This window comes from Bacillus gobiensis (genome assembly GCF_001278705.1).
Lineage (GTDB): Bacteria > Bacillota > Bacilli > Bacillales > Bacillaceae > Bacillus > Bacillus gobiensis.
Window position 1 is genome coordinate 4,125,031 of record NZ_CP012600.1, and the last position, 19,052, is coordinate 4,144,082.

Annotated in this window: 15 protein-coding genes and 1 pseudogene; 11 read left to right on the top strand and 5 right to left on the bottom strand. The window is 40.9% G+C overall.

Going from position 1 to position 19,052, the window contains the following annotated elements; genetic code table 11:
- The first annotated feature begins 9 nt into the window (after window positions 1-9).
- The 7 genes from AM592_RS20685 to AM592_RS20715 all read left to right on the top strand — a co-directional run bounded on the left by AM592_RS20685 (window position 10) and on the right by AM592_RS20715 (window position 9,046).
- On the top strand, window positions 10-1,200 hold the full coding sequence (locus AM592_RS20685) for an HpcH/HpaI aldolase/citrate lyase family protein (RefSeq protein ID WP_053605521.1): 1,191 nt from the start codon (window positions 10-12) through the stop codon (window positions 1,198-1,200).
- Window positions 1,139-2,494, top strand: coding sequence for a phosphoribosyltransferase family protein (locus tag AM592_RS20690; RefSeq protein WP_225970295.1), 1,356 nt, complete (start codon window positions 1,139-1,141; stop codon window positions 2,492-2,494). Before AM592_RS20685 ends, AM592_RS20690 begins: the two co-directional genes overlap by 62 nt.
- Window positions 2,487-3,587, top strand: coding sequence for a cysteine protease StiP family protein (locus tag AM592_RS20695; RefSeq protein WP_053605522.1), 1,101 nt, complete (start codon window positions 2,487-2,489; stop codon window positions 3,585-3,587). The genes AM592_RS20690 and AM592_RS20695 overlap by 8 nt, the downstream gene beginning before the upstream one ends.
- A complete protein-coding gene (locus tag AM592_RS20700; protein ID WP_053605523.1) occupies window positions 3,584-4,384 on the top strand; it encodes an HAD family hydrolase in 801 nt (266 codons plus the stop codon). The genes AM592_RS20695 and AM592_RS20700 overlap by 4 nt, the downstream gene beginning before the upstream one ends.
- A gap of 19 nt (window positions 4,385-4,403) precedes the next feature.
- Entirely contained in the window at window positions 4,404-6,011 is a 1,608-nt protein-coding gene (locus AM592_RS20705; RefSeq protein WP_053605524.1) for a YceG family protein, read from the top strand.
- Between the two features lie 16 nt (window positions 6,012-6,027).
- The gene (locus tag AM592_RS20710) at window positions 6,028-7,131 is read left to right on the top strand and encodes a toxic anion resistance protein (RefSeq protein ID WP_053605525.1); all 1,104 of its coding nucleotides are present in this window, start codon (window positions 6,028-6,030) and stop codon (window positions 7,129-7,131) included.
- Between the two features lie 145 nt (window positions 7,132-7,276).
- Window positions 7,277-9,046 (top strand): solute:sodium symporter family transporter, encoded by a 1,770-nt coding sequence (locus tag AM592_RS20715; RefSeq protein ID WP_053605526.1) that lies wholly within the window; start codon window positions 7,277-7,279, stop codon window positions 9,044-9,046.
- Between the two features lie 146 nt (window positions 9,047-9,192).
- Here the strand turns inward: AM592_RS20715 and AM592_RS20720 are convergent, their stop codons facing one another.
- The gene (locus AM592_RS20720) at window positions 9,193-10,185 is read right to left on the bottom strand and encodes a LacI family DNA-binding transcriptional regulator (protein ID WP_053605527.1); all 993 of its coding nucleotides are present in this window, start codon (window positions 10,183-10,185) and stop codon (window positions 9,193-9,195) included.
- A gap of 171 nt (window positions 10,186-10,356) precedes the next feature.
- A pseudogene (glcP, locus tag AM592_RS20725) lies at window positions 10,357-11,691 on the bottom strand (glucose transporter GlcP).
- 405 nt (window positions 11,692-12,096) lie between these two features.
- Between glcP and AM592_RS20730 the strand changes: the two are divergent.
- Window positions 12,097-12,891: a sulfotransferase family 2 domain-containing protein gene (locus AM592_RS20730; RefSeq protein WP_053605528.1), complete on the top strand. Its 795-nt coding sequence runs from the start codon at window positions 12,097-12,099 to the stop codon at window positions 12,889-12,891.
- A gap of 157 nt (window positions 12,892-13,048) precedes the next feature.
- On the opposite strand, the gene AM592_RS20735 is transcribed toward AM592_RS20730, so the two are convergent.
- Genes AM592_RS20735 through AM592_RS20745 form a run of 3 tightly spaced genes read right to left on the bottom strand, consistent with a single transcriptional unit; the run spans window position 13,049 to window position 15,920 of the window.
- Window positions 13,049-13,996 carry a hypothetical protein gene (locus tag AM592_RS20735; RefSeq protein ID WP_148564355.1) on the bottom strand — a complete coding sequence of 316 codons (948 nt, stop codon included), beginning with the start codon at window positions 13,994-13,996 and terminating at the stop codon, window positions 13,049-13,051.
- Between the two features lie 45 nt (window positions 13,997-14,041).
- Window positions 14,042-15,016: a glycosyltransferase family protein gene (locus AM592_RS20740; protein ID WP_053605530.1), complete on the bottom strand. Its 975-nt coding sequence runs from the start codon at window positions 15,014-15,016 to the stop codon at window positions 14,042-14,044.
- 37 nt (window positions 15,017-15,053) lie between these two features.
- Entirely contained in the window at window positions 15,054-15,920 is an 867-nt protein-coding gene (locus tag AM592_RS20745) for a class I SAM-dependent methyltransferase (RefSeq protein WP_053605531.1), read from the bottom strand.
- Window positions 15,921-16,257: 337 nt separating this feature from the next.
- On the opposite strand from AM592_RS20745, the gene rfbF reads away from it, so the two are divergent.
- The 3 genes from rfbF to AM592_RS20760 are packed head-to-tail and all read left to right on the top strand — an operon-like array spanning window position 16,258 to window position 19,048.
- Complete coding sequence (gene rfbF / locus AM592_RS20750) at window positions 16,258-17,043, top strand: glucose-1-phosphate cytidylyltransferase (protein WP_053605532.1); 786 nt, start codon at window positions 16,258-16,260, stop codon at window positions 17,041-17,043.
- On the top strand, window positions 17,043-18,140 hold the full coding sequence (gene rfbG / locus AM592_RS20755) for a CDP-glucose 4,6-dehydratase (RefSeq protein ID WP_211086209.1): 1,098 nt from the start codon (window positions 17,043-17,045) through the stop codon (window positions 18,138-18,140). The genes rfbF and rfbG overlap by 1 nt, the downstream gene beginning before the upstream one ends.
- Complete coding sequence (locus tag AM592_RS20760; protein ID WP_053605534.1) at window positions 18,137-19,048, top strand: NAD-dependent epimerase/dehydratase family protein; 912 nt, start codon at window positions 18,137-18,139, stop codon at window positions 19,046-19,048. The genes rfbG and AM592_RS20760 overlap by 4 nt, the downstream gene beginning before the upstream one ends.
- The last annotated feature ends 4 nt before the right edge of the window (window positions 19,049-19,052 follow it).

Here is a 19,052-nt window from a genome sequence, read left to right on the forward strand (position 1 = left end):
GTGGACTCGGTGCAATACTTTCGTTTTTTAAATGATTATCAAAAGGATTCGATCTTTTATAAAAAACCGGCATCTGTTTCTAAAGATTCGGATAAAAGGAAATTGGAGTACGCGTTAGGGGCGACGCTTTATATGCCCGCCACTCGAAAAGACGTAGCAGACATGATCATTCAAAGAAAGTACAAAGAAATGTGCAGCATGGTATTATGCTTAGAAGATTCCATAGGTGACTCTTTCGTTGAAGAAGCGCAAAAACAGATTGTCATAGAAATGAAAAAAATCACCCTCGCGTTGAATGCTGGCCGGATCTCTTCGGATGAACTGCCGCTGATTTTTATCCGTGTCCGAAACTCTGAGCAATTGACTGTTCTCGGTAATGAGCTTGGCCAAGACTTACATTTGATCACCGGCTTCGTTTACCCGAAATTTTCTTCAAAAAATGCTAAGGCTTACCTGTCTGGGCAAAACGCACTGGCACAAGCACATGGTATTGCGCTGTATGGTATGCCCATTTTGGAGTCAGAGGAAATCATCAACAAATTAACGAGAAGCGAAGAGCTGTTTAAGATGAATGAGATTATGGACAGCTATAAAGAGTCAATTCTGAATATTCGAATTGGCGCTACAGACCTCTGTGGACTCTTCGGCATAAGAAGAAGTCCGTCTATGACCATCTATGATATCAAAGTAATCTCGGATTTAATCATTGATATTGTCAATTTCTTCGGTAGAACTTTCTGTATTTCAGGTGCCGTATGGGAATACTTCGAAAATCCTTCAAAAATAGTAAAACCACAGCTTAGACCGTCTCCCTTCGACCATTCTCTAGGAGAAATAGGATTAAGAGTTCGCACCAGCAGGTATGATGATGGATTGATAAAAGAAACCATTTTGGATCTAGCGAATGGAATCCATGGAAAAACAGTCATTCATCCGACTCATCTGAAAATTGTTCAAAGCTTGCTTACTGTCTCAAAAGAGGATTATTTGGATGCAAAATCGATTGTTGAACACGCGAATGGCACGTCAAGCGGAGGAGCGATCAAAAGCTCATTTGCCAATAAAATGAACGAAATTAAACCGCATTTGAAATGGGCGCAAACGATTCTTATCAAGTCGGACATATACGGGGTGTATCATGAAAATCGCAGCTACATCGACATGCTTACAGAGCAAACACATGCTACAAATCTTGGATAATATAAAATTAGAGCTGGTCATCTCGGATAATCCCCATTCTATACCAATGGATAAGCTGTTTCTTACAGCTGCAAGAGTGAATAAGAACAGAGGCTTTTTATTTGTCAGCACAGTGCTCGGGAAGCATATGCCGGTACATCCATTGAAGCCGCTAATCTTGTCTGGACTATTGGCTATGGAATATTTCGAAAAAACAAAAGCTCGCATTCCTGATAAGAAAAAAACGATCGCAGAGAAATTTTTGCAAAATGATCATGCGATTTTGGAAGAGGGCTATTCTTTGCTGAAAAATAAGAAGCTGCCATTTCCTGAACAGCCGATTGTAATTGGTTTTGCGGAAACAGCTACTGCACTTGCCCACGGAGTTTTTGATTGTATGGAAGGGGCTTCATTCATCCATACAACGCGGGAACGAATGGAGAAGGAGCCTGTACTTGCCTTTGAAGAAGAGCATTCCCACGCTGTCAGCCATCAGTGCTTTGCCAGCGGCTCCTTCTTTTCGAATGATCGTCCGGTCGTGCTGGTTGATGACGAAATAACGACGGGCAAAACGGCGATTAATATTATTAGGGATATTCAAAAAAAGTTTCCGAGAAAAGAATATGCCATTCTCAGCATCTTGGATTGGCGTTCCGATGAGCATAAAGCTGCATTTAGAAGACTGGAGGAAGAGCTTGATATCAATGTCACAACCGTGTCTCTTCTTTCTGGAAACATCAAAGCAATCGGAGCTCCGCTTGAAAAATCATCATATAACTTTCATCCGAACGAAAGACAAAATGAGATTAAGATGATCAAGCATGATGCTGGAGATCAATTTACGTTTTTCTCCTCATCGTATATTAAAGAAACCGGAAGATTCGGCTTGGTTGATGAGGAGACATCTAAGATTGATCAAGCTTGCTTGTCGACTGCAAAGCATCTTCGCGCACATAGAACAGGGGCGCGGACGCTTTGCATAGGTACGGGTGAATTTATGTACATACCAATGAGAATTGCTGCTGGAATGGGGGGAGGAGTGCTCTATCAATCCTCTACCAGAAGTCCGGTTCACCCGAACGATAGAGAAGGATATGCGATAACAAGTGGGTACACCTTTAAAAATCCCGAGGATCAGGAAATTCAGCACTTTTTATACAATATCCCTTATGATGCATACGATGAAATTTTTTATTTCCTAGAAAAAGACGCAACGGATGCCGCCTTGGAACCATTGCTCAATATTTGCAGCGACCGTGGTATTAAGGTGCTGCACGTCGTTACCTTTTTCGGAAGGGGAGATGCAGATGTCTAATTTAACGGTGAAATTCGGGAGCTATGCTGAGGAAGATGTCATTTTTCTTTTAAAGGATTTATCTGGTATTCAAATAGAAAAAAGCACCCAAGAACGGGAACAATCGATTCAAAAAGGAGTCCATTACTCTGAGATGCTCCCGGTTGAATACGAGCCAACGAAAGAATATTTGGAGTTATTTTACTCTTCCCTAGAAACAAGCAAACGAAAAATTGCTGAAGCAGCAGGGATTGTCGCCGAGCTTCTAATGAAAAAACGAGGGAAGCGAACTGTGCTTTGCAGCTTGGCGCGCGGAGGAACCCCGATTGGCGTTTTGATTAAACGGTACATTAAGCTTGTCTATAACGAAAGCTTGCCCCATTACAGCATTAGCATTATTCGCGGTCGCGGAATTGACGAACAGGCGTTGACCTTTATTAGGGAAAAGCATCCTGAGCATTCGATTTCCTTTATTGATGGCTGGACCGGCAAAGGGGCGATCACGCAAGAGCTGCGTCAATCGATAGAGTCGTATAACGAAAAACATGGTACAGATCTTTCTGCCGAGCTTGCTGTTTTGGCAGATCCCGGACACTGCTCTGCCCTGTTTGGAACAAGAGAAGACTATTTAATTCCTAGTGCCTTGTTGAACTCAACCGTATCCGGGCTAGTCAGCAGGACTGTCCTGAATGCAAAATGGATTGGGGATGGAGACTTTCATGGTGCGAAATATTACAGCGAACTAACGGATGAGGACGTATCAAACGTATACGTTAATACAATTTCCGCTGAGTTTCCAGCTATTATCGAATCGGCGAAACAAAAAGCATCAAACTCTTTCAATGAGGTAAATTGGAACGGACTGAATTCCGTAAAGAATATCCAAAGGGATTTCGGAGTGGAAAATATAAATTTTGTAAAACCAGGTGTTGGGGAAACAACGAGAGTTCTTCTGAGAAGAGTTCCTTGGAAAATCCTGATTCAGCCCGGTTCCGAGGAAGAAATTAAGCATATTCTTCTTTTGGCAAATGACAAGGGAGTGCCGGTTGAGGAATATACGGATATGACTTATAAGTGCTGTGGTTTAATCCGCCCATTGGAGGACAAGGCATGAAAGCATTTGCTACCGATTTAGATCGTACTCTCATATACAGCAAGCGGATGCTCGAGACGTACCCGCCAGAAGACGCCTATGAGCTCGTTGAAATGTTTGAAGGAAAAGAGCGTTCCTACATGTCCGTTCAAGCGAAAAAGCATCTTCTGAAGATTCAGCAAGAGATGCATTTTATTCCGGTAACGACACGTACTACGGAGCAATATAATCGGATTTTTCTGTTTCAAAATGATATAAAGCCAAAATTTGCAGTGACAACCAACGGCGCGTGTATCTTAAAAAACGGAGTACCATTGCCAGAATGGACAGATCTCATGGAAAAAGAGATCGGCATGTGTCAATCGATTGATGACATGATTCAAGAAATTCAGTCGTTGGATTTGATTCCGCATATTAAACAGATAAAAACCGCACAGCATTTTTTTATCTATTTAATTATAAAGGATGACAAAATCCCTTTTATTAGGCTGAAGGAAGTCATTCAATGGGCGGAACAAAGGGATTGGCGGGCTTCTTTACAAGGAAGAAAGCTGTATTTTATCCCTAAAGCGTTGAATAAATGGAGAGCAGTCAGCTATCTGAAGGAACTACTCAGTCTAGAAAAGATTTTCTCGGCGGGTGACTCTCTGTTGGATTATGAGCTGATTCAAGAAGCCGATTGTGGAATCGCACCCGCCCATGGAGAGGTACTTGCCAGTTATCCGATGCTAGCCGCAACAGCATCGGAAGGAATGAGGGCATCAGATGAAATTTTGGAAATGATTATTAGCAGCTTCACACCTATTTTGGAAGTTTAGTAAAAAGGAGGGGGACATCATGATCACAGGCATCCATATCCATAACGCAGCTCCGCAAAATGAGGAATGGAAGCAGCTTCTCATACAAACGTTGCCGGAACGATCCCCCTTTGAAAATGGAGACACACTTGCTTTTAGCCGGCTGTCCGGCAGGATTATGGGGACGCCATCCGATGAAACGGATTATTACATTTACTTGTACGAGCTTAGTCAGATGGAGAATATGCATATTCTGAGTGAAACCTTGGATAAGACGATCGCTTCCGATAAGTTTCAGGCGGTACAAAACATTCATATGTTGAATCAAAAAGAGAACGGGTTATCTGTGAACCGCTTAGTTGCTTTTTTAGATCGTGATCAGTTAATTGCCGGGCATAGCAATCCTGCCATGCATCGCCATATCAGGCAGTCCTTGATGAAGGTTCTTCAGACGTTTATCACCTCTCATGCCCAAGGAACAAATGACCCCGACTTCAGAAGGCTTTTACTTGATATCGTCAAGTGGTCGTTGAATCATTTGCATCCTTGGATGGAACAAGCAGATATATCGAGGCAAATGCCGCGCGTCATTTGGTATGGAAACGGGACAAAAAGCAACATTTATTTTTTGTATTATCTCATGCTGATCGGGTGCGATGTTTTGCTTTTTCATCCGGAAGGAAAAGATTTAATGAAGGAAATTGATCCTGAAAATGAGCATTCTTTCGTGTATACGTATCCTGCAGTTTCCTCTTTAGAGCCGTTTCCAAATGAGAAGCCGGAGCGTAAATCAACTGTAGCCTACAGATCAACAAAGGAATTGGATACCATTTTGCATCATGAAGGATCGCAATTATATAAACCGTGGCAATTCAGAGGGCATGAACCTGTAGCGATTACGTTAAAAACAACATATGATGAGTTATTTTTACTAGCGAAAGAAAAGGCTTTTATTCGCCCTAATTTTCTTGTGGATCGCAAACGAGTTGAAATCCCGAACCTTTTTGCAAAGGTCAACGGAATCTCCGCCAATAAAAAGGAATATTGGGACAGGCTGCATACACTTGTTGATTATGAAGAATCACACGTGGTCCGCAAATTTCCTTTTACAAACGAAGTCACCGCGAATTATCAGTTTCATTATAGCCATTGCTTAACTAAGGAAGGGGATATCGATCCGGAAAAACTGGTTATGAGCAACGTATGGCAGTATAAGCATCTTCCGGAAGAGGTGCAGGCTAGTATGGCTCAAAGGATTTCCAGCATGGTCCGGAATCCAAAATTTCTTACTCAAGGCACTGAGACACTTGAACAGGTTCAGCTTTATTTATTTACCCAAGCTGTTCATCTTCAGCCGGAGCTCCTCAGGCTGATTCAAACGTTTGACTATTCACAAACGATTCCAAAGCTGATTTTATATCATACGGAAATGAATGGGGAATTAACCAGGTCAGATGCCGCAGCGATTTATTTTCTAAATGAACTGGGAATCGACATAATACTTTATAATCCGCCTGGACACAGAGATATCGAGCTTTTTATCGAAGAAAACCAATTTGATGTCCATTGGCTTGAGAACATGGTCTTTCAACAAGAGTTTATTGAACCGTCCCCTCTTCGAAGGTTTTTCAATCGTTTCACTAAATAATAAGGAGGAAAAAATGATGACGAATTCAAATGATCTTACAACACTTGAAAAAATCGACGAAGCACCGGTAATTACCGAAGAGAAAGCAAACGATATTCGCACAAAGCTAAGGAATGAACCAGAAGTTCAAAATCTTGCAAAGCAAATTGACGCAAAAAATCAGGTTGCATTATTGGAATACGGAAAAGAGCCTGCTGTACAAATTTCTCAATTTTCCGATCGGATTCTTGGCATGATGCGGTCATCAAGCGCTACGGATTCAGGGGAAATGCTGAATCAGCTTGGCAAACTGATGGATCGATTTGATAAAAAGGATTTCGAAGAGAAAAAAGGATTCATGTCTAAGATCTTTAAACGCGGAAATGATTTTATTGAAAAAATCTTTAGCAAGTATCAAACGCTTGGCGGCGAAATTGAAAAGATCAATGTTGAAATTTCAAAGTACAAGGACGAGATGACGACTTCCACAGTCACTCTCGATGAAATGTATGAAAACAATCTTAATTATTATATGGAGCTTGAGAAATATGTGGTTGCCGGCCAGCTGAAGGTAGAAGAATTAAAACAAATGGTTCCGACCTACGAGCAGCAGGCAGCTTCCGGCAATCAACTTGCTGAATTGGAGCTCAATTCTCTCCAAAACGGGATTGAGGCACTCGAAGAACGTGTCTATGATTTAGATATGGCCAGAATGGTTGCTCTGCAGACGGCTCCGCAAATTCGTTTGCTCCAGCGCGGAAATACGAAGCTGATCGGTAAGATCAATTCGGCGTTTATCATTACGATCCCGATCTTTAAGAATGGAATCATTCAGGCGGTTACGGCGAAGCGGCAAAAGCTTGTGGCGGACAGCATGAATGAGCTTGATCGCCGGACGAATGAAATGCTGAAGCGGAATGCCGAAAACATCAGCAATCAAAGTGTAGAAATCGCCAGAATGGCTGGACGGCCGAGCGTAAATATTGAAACGATTGAAGAGTCATGGAATACAATCGTCAAAGGGATGCAGGAAACGAAGCAAATTGAAGATGAGAACAAGCGTCTGAGAGAAGAAGGCACCCAGCGCATTTTGCAGCTGCAGGATAATATGAAGGAAGCTGTAAGGAAAGCCAGAACGTAAAACAGACGGAACCGGAATGGTTCCCTCTGTTTTTTCTCATAATTGCCATCATAAGCTCTTCATTTTTCTCATTATTCCGATGAATCAGTTATTCAGGGTAATAGATAAGGAATGTTAAATATTACTACAAAACAGGAGATGAACTATGGGAGAAAACAACGTGCTGTTCACACTGCTATCCAGTCTCTTCTTTATCGTGCTCATTGGAATATGGACGTATAAAAAATCCAAAGGCATCAACAAAACAACGGAAGGCTATTTTTTGGCAGGAAGAGGGATGACCGGAAGTTTTATTGCAGGAGCTTTGATCTTAACGAATCTTTCAGCTGAACAAATGGTCGGGCTAAACGGGCAATCGTACGGCGGCAATATGACAAGCATGGCATGGGAAGTCACTGCCGTTATTGCAATCATTATTATGGCTTTATTTTTGCTTCCGCGTTATTTAGGAGGCGCGTTCACCACTCTGCCGCAGTTTTTGCGTGACCGTTTTGATGAAGGAGTTAGAAGATTAGTCGTATTGTTATTTATGTTCGGCTACGTGTTAGTAACCATACCGTCTACTTTGTATTCCGGTGCTTTAGGTGTATTAAAGCTGTTTGATGTACCGGGATTGACCGGGCTTGATTATTCTCAATCCGTTTGGCTGATGGTTTGGGTCATTGGGGTTATCGGAGCTTTGTTTGCTGTATTTGGAGGAATGCAAGCTATTGCTGTTTCCGACAGCTTGATCGGAATAGGGCTCATCGTTATTTGTGCAATTATTCCAGCCGTCGGTTTATTCCAGCTTGGTGATGGAAGTATCATTGAAGGCGTTAAAATAGTTACGACGAATCATACAGAAAAACTGAATGCGATAGGTTCAAGTGAGGATGCTGTCCCGCTAGCAACGATTTTTACAGGGATGATTTGGGCAAACCTTTTTTATTGGGGAACGAATCAATACGCGATTCAACGAACGCTTGGAGCGAAGAATTTAGCAGAAGGCCAGAAGGGTGTTCTATATACCGGTTTTTTCAAGCTGCTTGTCCCAATCTTTATGATGCTGCCTGGAATTATCGCATTTCATTTGTATGGGGGAAATCTTCAATCAGTAGATCTTGCCTATCCGACACTGGTTTCACAAGCTCTTCCTTGGTACATGCAGGGACTCTTCTTAGTTGTCTTACTTGGTGCTGTATTTAGTTCATTTAATGCGTTAATTAATTCGGCAGCGACCATGTTTGCACTTGATGTGATTCAGCCAATAAAAAAAGACCTTTCAGATGAAAAGCTGCTGTCATTAAGCAAGTGGTTTGCCGGGGGACTTGCCTTGATCAGCTTCTTCATTTCTCCATTATTAATGTATGCACCAGAGGGTCTTTGGGATTTAATCCGCCGCTTCACCGGATTTTTTAACATCCCTATTATCACGATAGTACTCGTAGGAATCTTCATAAAAAAAGTGCCGCCTTTAGCAGCGAAAGTTGTCATCTGGTTTCATGTCGTGACGTACTATATGATCCTGTGGGGGACAGAGCAGCTATTCGGTATACCTCTTCATATTAACTATATTCACGTTTACGGTATCTTGTTTCTTACGGAAATAATCATTATGCTGGTCTTTGCGAAAGTAAAACCATCTGAAAAAGAATGGAAATTAACGACGAAACATAATATAGATATGATGCCTTGGAAATATTCGCTTCCGATAAGCATCATTTTACTTGGTTTAATGTCAGGGTTTTATTTAGTCTTTTCTCCGATTGGTTTGGCCTATCCAGAAGGAATCGTTTCTCCTTATTTTTGGATTTCGTTTATAGCTTTAGGAATAGTTACTACGGGGTTGGCGATATGGTCTGTGAAGAAATGGAATAATATGTACTTGGGTATTGTAGAGAAAGAAATGAACATCAAATTGAGAAAAACGAATTAAAAGCCAGAAGCTTGAATTGCTTCCGGCTTTTCCTGTTAGTTTGCCTGAACAGAAGGGGGAAATTGGACCGTTTGTTTCTTGTCCGATTACTCCGTATTTCAGCGGAAGTACCCCGCTGTTTTAGCTAGCTTGTTGGAGTATACCTATCACTTGCTGCTCTCCCGTATAACTAACTCTGTCGCCAGTACGACGGTTTTTGCAACCGTACGCTGGTCGAAAATTCTCTCTTCTAATAAGGACACGGCTGTCTCGCCCATTAATTCCGTAGGGACTCTTACTGTACTTAAGGAAGGGGAGATATATTTTGCCACACTGGAGTCATTCACACCGATAATGCTCACTTGGTCGGGGACGCTGATTCCATGGTCTCGAAGCGCACGCAATGCTCCCACAGCTATGGAGTCGTTTGCGCAAAAGAAAGCGGTAGGCAAGTCATTTTTTAACTCGCGAATGGCTCTGTCCATCATGTGGTAGCCTGACTCTACCGAAAATGAACCAACGCTGCAATATTTTTCTTCAAATAAACCATTCTTTTTCATGTAACTTTGGAAACTTTCATACCTTGGATCCACAAGTAATTCAGTTGAATCTGAAAAATGTTCTTGTCCTGCCAGCATTCCGATTTTCGAATGGCCTTGAGCGATTAAATGTGACAAAGCACTACCCGTCGCTTGGTTGAAGTCAACGATGACATAATCAGAGGTTGTCATGGAGCGTACATCATCGACGTAACAGATCATGGAACTCCACTCCTGCAATTGCTTCTTTTGTTCATCTGAAAATTTACCAATTGCAATGATTCCGTCAATCTTCATGTTGTTTTTTTTGTCTACATTTTGAAAGATGCGGGTATACTCATGTTGGTTGCGTTCGATTTTTTTTTCTGCCCCTTGTCTGATCGAATAATAATACATATCATTTAGTTCTTCTGACTCCGTATACCATTGGACAATGGCAATTCGCAGCTGTTTTTTTGCAATTTTGCTGATATGTTTTTTGTAATTAAGGTACTCTGCAGTTTCAAAAATTTTTTTCTTTACCTCTTCTCCTACGGATAACGTAGAATCATGATTCAGAACCCGCGAAACGGTAGCAATCGATACATTTGCTTTTTCAGCAATATCTTTCATGGTTGCCATTTTTCCACCTCCAATTCTTTCTATAAATATGAACAATTCGATTCTTAAGGGTCGGGAATAAATGAGATGTAAAAAGAGGAGTGAACAACTTTGTTTTACTTTCTTATGTAAGAAATAACAGTTTCCATCACGGGAAAATTCCCGTGATGGAATGAACTCTTCTATTATAACTCAACCAGTCGTACGGTGTCGCAAATCTGCCTCAATTTCCTCAAGGCTGCGTCCGCGGGTTTCCGGCAGGAATTTCATCACAAAGATAAATGCAGCAATCCCAAAGGCGGCAAAGATTAAAAATACTTGTCCAATACCAATCGCGCGAGAGACCATCGGAAAGAATTGTGCAACGATCAGGCTTCCGATCGATAGAGCAAGCGCAGCAATGCCTGTTGCAGCTCCTCGGGCACGCATCGGAAATAATTCAGGAATCATCACCCAGAGAACAGGTCCCCAGGTGAAAGCGAAGAAAACGATAAACAATGTTAAGCTTGCAACGATAATCCATGCTCCAAAGTTAGTATTCATCCCGACTGTCCATATAAGTACAGCCATGATCAACAACGATAAAACCTTCCCGATATTTCCAATCGCGAGTAATTTTTTGCGATCAATTTTGTCCATGATCATAATAGCAAAAATGGTGATGATAACGTTTACAGTACCGATTCCGACAGTTCCTAAAATGGCAGTAGCGTCACCTAATCCTGCTTCGCTGAATATGGTAGGTGCATAATAAATAATCGCATTAATCCCAATAATTTGTTGAAATAAAGCAAAAACACAGCCGATGAGGAGTGTAGGTCGCAGCCAGGAAGAGGACAAGACTTTCCAAGTTCCTTCAGAGATCCGGTTAATCTCTATCATTTCACGTATTTCAGAGTCAACTTTCTCCGAAGAACGTGTCAACTTCATTACTCGGTGCTTCTTCGCTCCGATGCTCAAGCAGCCATCTCGGACTTTCCGGCATAAACGTAACGCCGATCATCAAAATGAGTGAAGGGATGACAGCAAGCCCAATCATCCAGCGCCAGCCTTCCATATCTGCAAACACATAGTTCACAATATAAGATGAAAGAATACCGACAGTAATCATAAGTTGGTTTAGCTTAAGGAACCGCGTGATTCGGTTGGCGCCATTTCCGATAAGTAGACCGGAACAATCGCAGTTGAACCGCCGACTGCGACACCAATAATGAATCTTCCAAGGACAAGCATTGCCATATTTGGTGCGAACGCAAGGATGAGTGATCCAGCAATAAACACAATGGAAATCATAAATACCATTCGCCGCCGGCCGAACCGGTCTGAAAGAGGACCGCTTAGGCCTGAACCTATGATCGCTCCAATTAACATCGAGCTGACAACGAGTCCTTCAGTAAAGCTGGTTAAAGGAATGTCGTTTTTAATAAAAAGTAATGCCCCCGAGATGACTCCCATGTCATAACCGTAGAGTAATCCTCCTAACGCTCCGAAGAAAAAGATTAGTTTTTTACTAAGTAATTTACTCATGGTTTCCCCCCAAACCTTTATTGTAAGTGTTTTCACATAAGAGTGTACGCTTTCAAAGATTTTATGTAAAGTTTTTTTAACTTAGTATACTAATTTAATAGATTTATTTATAAATGAAATTTTACTAAATTTTTCAATTGTGTAACTGTGATTTTAACCATTATTATCGTTCGAATATTAAACATTTACATTGTCTATCCTTTTTTTTATCCATGCATATTCTAATATAGAATATTTGTATTTATAACTCCTTGTGGCAGTTACCTAATGAATGGATAATACCAGAGGGATTATGCTCGATTCATTATCATCTGCGATTAAATAACAGATGGGGGTGTCCTTACACAAAGCGGAGTAACTTCTCGTTAATGGAGTTTCAAAAAAAGGAGTTAGGAGAGATGAGTTATGGACAATAAAAAAAGGGAAGACGATTTGGAACGGATTATAAGATATAAATTACCACTTTTTGATCAAAAAGTACCAATCATTCTGTTTTGGACTCCGAAAAGCGGGTGCACAACAATAATAAAATGGTTTTTCTTTCAATCTGAAGAATTAGAGAAAGCCTTGGAATACAATTCGTGGGTCCATGAATACTACAAACTTAAATATAGTAATAATGCAACACATAAAAATCTGGTATACTGGCACCTTTTACATGCAAAAAAAGACACTTATAAGCTTGTTCGAAACCCGTATAGAAGAGCAGTTAGTGCTTTCCTCATGCTTGTTAATGATTTTGAGCCTTATTGGCAGGAAGTATGGGGCACCATTAGGGAGCAATTATTTAACAACCGGAACAGTACACAGGGGCTTTCTTTTAGAGAATTTTTATTATATCTCAAAAAAATGGGTGCGGATTCGCCATCCCTTGACCCTCACTTTGGCCAGCAATATATTATGGGTGAAGAAAAGTTTATTAACCAATATATATATATAGAGAATTTCAATGAACAAATCGCGGCAATAGAAGATAAGTATGGGTTGCGTAAATCCAATAGTGGAGAACTATCTGACTCGCCTCATAATTTGAGTTCAAGTATGGTGTTTGAAGGAGATTATTCAAACGTTAATATACTCGATCAGTCGTTCCCACTGTACCCCAGTTATAAAAGTTTTTATAACTTGGAAACCAAAAGGCTTGTCGAGGAGATATTTAAAGACGATTTTGAAAAGTATGGGTATAAGATGGATGAATGAACAAAGGAAACGAACAAGCAGGAAGAAATCATACACCTGTTTTTCATATCGAAACACAAAAAAGCCAAGTGCTCATAAAATGCATTGGCTTTTTTAGTCGACTGAACATGTTATTAAAGAATCATGGCAAAATCGAACATGCTCTGCACCGCTTTTTCTATAACTTAAGTGAATTTTTTACGGAATAGTCACTTGGCGGAGCAGCATATAATAACGACTCATCCACATTTATTTTTTTCATTAATTTATTACCGCTTTCCCTAAGGCTCTTAATGTATGGCATATATATCAAGCTGCGAACTTCTTCGCTAAATGGCAAAATCTCTAATTTCCATAATTCAAATTCAAGTTCATTCAGGATAAGCATACTCCCGAAATGATACGCAACTAGTTCGGAATCATCTAAATAAACTCTGCCATCCTTTTTCCAAACCTTATGACTATTGTTCATCACTAGGTTCCATGGAGCCGCATTGATCCCTATATGCTCGAGTATTTTAACAGAAGGGAAAAGGTGAGGGATGCGATCTAAATATTTTTGATCTCCCCAGCTCGTTTCTTCATAAACATCAAAGCACTTTTCGATACACCGGTCGTTCCACCAATGCAGAATTGTCATTCCTTGCTCGTTTCTTTTAAAGCCAATTAAACCGGCCTGGTATGAGCCATGAAGACGTTCCAATTCATGGCTGCCTCGTTGTCTGCACAAAAAAGCGGGGTGACTGCCCCACTCTGTATGAATTGGTTTAGGGTCTAAAAAGAAGTACATATCGGCGTCGCAATAAATGATATGGTCGATTTCTTTATAATGCTCCAGCACATAAATACACAATGGAGCTTTGATTGTCCAACAGTATTCGTTAAGCTTTCTGCCGCTTTTCACTTGTCGAAGCTCTTCATTCTCAATATCAGCAAGGTGGATGAGAGTCGCTTGCTCAAGCTCCATTTTGCTTAATGTATCATAGCTGGCATCATCCATGCAGCAAATCCAGACATGGAAATTCTGCGTCTGATTTCTAAGGGAATCATAGAATGATAAACCTTTGATCAAATAGTCTTTACTGATGATTGTAGCGAAATAGAAGAACGGATCCGATGATTTCATTCTAACTTCACACGTCCAATCTTTAAGTGATATCAAGTTATTAATCTAATATGATGGATAACGATAGTAATTCTTGACCTGATCTCCTCCGTAATAGGGGGCTAGTGTTGCAAGCCAAGTATTCTCGTCAATCTCTTTAACTTCCTTCATGACTTCCCTTATCTTTGTCAAATATGGCACGTAAATATGATACATAATAACGTCACTTATGTGTAAAGGTGTAATTGTCCACAGATCAAAGTCATCCTCGCTAAACATGGATATACTCGAAAAGTGAAAGGCGACCAGCTTCGAGTTATTGAGATAAACCTGATTATCTATTACGTGAATGTGAAAGTAATTATCACCATAAACGCAATTCCACGGGGCAGCGTCTACCCCGATATGAGTGGATACCTTTATATTTTGGAAAGCTACAGCCAACGTATCCAGATATTTTTGATCGCCGAAACGTTCTCCATCCGGTTGAGCAGAGCACCACTCCAGACATCTTTCCTTCCACCATCTCAAGCCTTCCAACCCGTACTGATCGTTTTTAAATCCAATCAATCCTGCCTGGTATTTTCCATACGTCTGTTCCACGTAAGCATAATCCCGTTGGGGGCAGAGATAAACAGAGCTCTCTCCCCAATCATCAAATATATCCTTTGGATCGGAAAAAAAGTAAATATCCCCGTCACAATAAATAATTGAATCGATATTATTCTCTGTCAGCAAATGTTCAATTAAAATCGATTTGAGCGTCCAACAAAACTCAGCAACATTCCGTTCATTTCTCATTTGATGCACACGTTCATCTGAAAAAGCGTCTAATCGAAACACCACAACATCCTGGAGGTCCATTCTTAATAACAAATTGTAACTAACATCATCTATACAGCAAATCCACAGCTTAAAATGTGCCGCATGTCTTTGTAAAGAATGGTGTAAGGCAATAACTCTTACGACATAGTCCTTTCCCGTAAGCGTGCAAAAGTTGTAGCATTCCGATTTATTGTTTGAAATAGTTTTAGTATCCAAATTGTCGCCCCCAGATTTTGAAATAATCGTTCATACTTTACTCCCAAAGTTTTTGCCATGCTTTACGAATTGATAACATGGTTTTCTGGAAAAACCCAAGTTTGGCAGGTTCACTTGTAGTACTGTTAATGCCAGGTGCAGGTTTACCTGCAGTACTGTAAATACCAGGTGCAGATTTAGTACCTCCGCTCTTATTTGCAATGTTGTTTTTAATTACTGTGTAGAGTATATCGTTTGCGGATAAACCGTATCTAAATATATCCAACAGTCTGCTGTCCCCAAACGTTTGGACTAAATTAATTGGCACAACTGTAAATCCGGACTTTTCCAATTTTTTCACGAAGTCTTTTCTTCGATAAATTTTAACTGTACTTTTATTGCTGTTATTAGCATGGAGAGCAATCGGAGCCTGCATTATGGCCCAGCCATCATTTCTCAGAACACGATGCAGTTCTTTCATAGCCTTTTCATCATCCGGGACACGTTCTAGTACATGACTGCAGATGATTACATCGAATGTTTCGTCTGGATAGTCCAAGTTTGTCAAATCGAGTTTTCGGCTGCCGGATTCAGAAGTCACATATCCTCCCGAATATTCTACATTTGACATGTCTTTGAGCCAATTTCGCAAACTTGGTTCAAGCCCAATATGAAGAATACGGTTGAGGCCTTTTTTGAGATCTGTTTTCTCTTCGATATACAATCGGTACATTCTTTCTCGGTCCATTGAAAAACAATGGGGACAAATGGCAGTATTCTTGTTCCACACTTCTAAAGTCGCATCGGAATATTCTGATTTATCGGACCATGGAATGAACTGTTGAAACTTATTCTCACAAAACTGGCATTCAAAAGCAGTCGTGATCTCTTCCGTTTTATGTTCAGTATTAGGATTGTTATCCATACTACTTCCCTCTCCCCTTAAGAAAATTCTCATTTTTATTCTCATTATTTTATGGGGAATCCCCCATGATTGTGAATCGTACAAAAGCCCACTCACGATAAATTTGCAATATAGGCATTTCAAACAAGCAAGTAATCCACTAGTACATATACATAAAAGCAATCGTGTTAATTAACCAGAATTTATGACCAGCCATTCAGTTGATGATCTACCATTCGATTAGTTATCCGTGGAAGAGGCAGAACCAACTGTTCTAAGAGATAACGCTTCTTAAAGTAGATAATCAACATTACTGACACAAAATGTCAGATTCCAAATTCTGAGGAGGATAAGTAGAATGAAGGTAGTAATTTTAGCGGGGGGATTTGGAACGAGGATCAGTGAGGAATCACATCTCAAACCAAAGCCGTTAATCGAGATCGGAGAAAAACCCATCCTTTGGCATATTATGAAGATCTATTCTCACTTTGGATTTAATGATTTTGTTATCTGCTTGGGATACAAGGGCAACAAGATCAAAGAGTATTTTGCCAATTATTCGTTGTCTCAGTCCCATGTTACATTTGATTTTCATAATGACAACAAAGTGGACATTAACCAGCATTCGGTAGAACCTTGGAGGGTGACCTTGGTAGACACAGGACTGAATTCGTTGACCGGGGGCAGAGTGAAGAGAGTAAAAGATTATTTGGATGGAGAGCCGTTCTTGCTCACTTACGGTGATGGTGTAGCGGATATTAATATCAAGGAATTAGTCGAGTTCCATAAGAGCCATGGAAAATTAGCGACTGTGACCGCTGTACAGCCCGCTGGAAGGTTTGGAGCTCTAGATATTTCTGATGAAAACGGATCAGTTACGGGATTTCAGGAGAAGCCGCAAGGGGATGGAAATTGGATTAATGGAGGATTTTTTGTCATGCAACCCGAGGTTTTAGAGTATATAAAAGATGATCGAACAGTTCTGGAGAATGAACCATTAGTCAACCTTGCACGAGATGGACAGCTTAAGGCATTTAAGCATACTGGATTTTGGCAGCCGATGGATACGTTGCGTGATAAAAACTACCTGGAGAAGATTTGGAAGTCTGGCGAAGCTCCATGGAGGAGGAATGACGGAAATTGATGGACTCAGCATTTTGGAAAGATAAACGTGTATTTGTGACTGGTCATACAGGTTTTAAGGGTTCTTGGTTATGTTTATGGCTTTCTTCTCTCGGTGCAAAGGTTACAGGTTATGCATTGGAGCCTGATGTTAATCCAAGCTTATATCATCTTTGTAATCTTGATGAGTTAATCACATCCCATATTGGAGATATCAGAGATGAAGACAAATTGCGTGAGGCTCTCCTGCAAGCCGATCCAGAAATCGTAATTCATATGGCTGCTCAGCCTTTAGTTAGAGAAGCCTATTACCACCCAGTAAAAACCTACCAGACGAACGTGATGGGGACAGTAAATCTTCTTGAAGCTGTAAGGGTTGCTGTACAAAACGGAAAAGAGATTAAAGCAGTGATTAATGTCACCACCGATAAGTGCTATGAAAATAACAACTGGGTATGGAGTTATCGGGAAAGTGATCGTTTAGGAGGCTATGACCCATATTCCAATAGTAAAGCTTGTTCTGAACTTGTTACCTCTTCTTACCGAAATTCATTTTTTAATCCAGAAAATTTTGAGTCCCACGGGGTATGCATTGCATCGGCAAGAGCAGGAAATGTAATCGGCGGGGGAGATTGGTCACTTCATCGCCTAATCCCGGATTGTATAAAGGCTCTGTTAAACCACGATGAAATCATCATTCGAAATCCAAATTCGACGAGGCCATGGCAGCACGTATTAGAGCCGTTAAGCGGATATTTAATGTTGGCACAAAAGCTATACGAAGCTGGTCCAGACTACGGGGAATCATGGAATTTCGGGCCGGATGACATTGATGCTAAGCCTGTGGAATGGGTCGTGAAAAAAATGTGTTCTTTATGGGGAGAAGACGCAGGATACAAGGTTGAGAATTTATCCAACCTCCATGAGGACCATTTTCTAAAGCTTGACAATTCCAAGGCTAGAGTGGAGTTAGGATGGCAGCCGCGATGGGATATCGAGCAAAGAATTGCAAAGGTTGTGGAGTGGACGAAAGCTTATAGAGAGAATCAAGATGTCCTGAAAGTGTGCTTGAATCAGATAGACGAATTCAACGGTTTACATGAGGTGATCACACCATGACAGAAAATAAGACGACGCAGCTTACGGTGTTAGTGACTGGGGCCACAGGTTTTGTTGGCTCCCATGTCGCACGTCGTTTTGTGGAAAGAGGGTGGTCGGTCCATATTCTTGTGCGTCCGAATTCGAGCTTGGCACCGATTCATTCTATTGAACAGTCTGTAACGGTATACGAGCATGACGGTACAATGGAGGGGTTATTTGACATCGTAAAGGCCTCCAAGCCTGACATCGTAGTACACTTAGCTGCATTTTCATTTGTTCATTATGAACCAAAGGATATCGAACCTATGATTCGAAGCAACGTGCTTTTCGGAACGCACCTTGCAGAAGCAATGGTGGCAAATGGGGTAAACCATCTGATTGCTACCGGCACCTACTCTCAACATTATGAAAATAAGCCATACAGTCCCAGCTGTCTGTATGCATCCACTAAGCAGGCATTTTCAGACATCTTGCAATATTATACAGAAGCCACTCCCCTACAAGTGATCACCTTAAAATTATTTGATAACTTTGGCCCCAATGATCCTAGGTCGAAAATTATGAACCTGCTGCACAAATCGGCTGTAGAACAAAAGCCTTTGGCAATGTCTCCTGGTGAACAATTTATCGATATTCTATATATTGATGATGTGGTTGATGCATATGAAATGGCGGTCGAGCGGTTTGTTTTAGAACATGCAGGGAAAAACGAGGTTTATGCTGTATCCTCCGAGAACCCTCTTCGTCTGAAGGAATTAGTGGCTGTTTATGAAAAGGCATCCGGGAATAAATTGCAAATTGAGTGGGGAGCCCGTCCATATAGGGAAAGAGAAGCTATGGTTCTGTGGAATCAAGGGGAGCTTTTACCCGGTTGGAGAGCGAAAACTTCACTTGAGGAAGGAATCAAAAAGTTCATTAACTCTTAAAAGG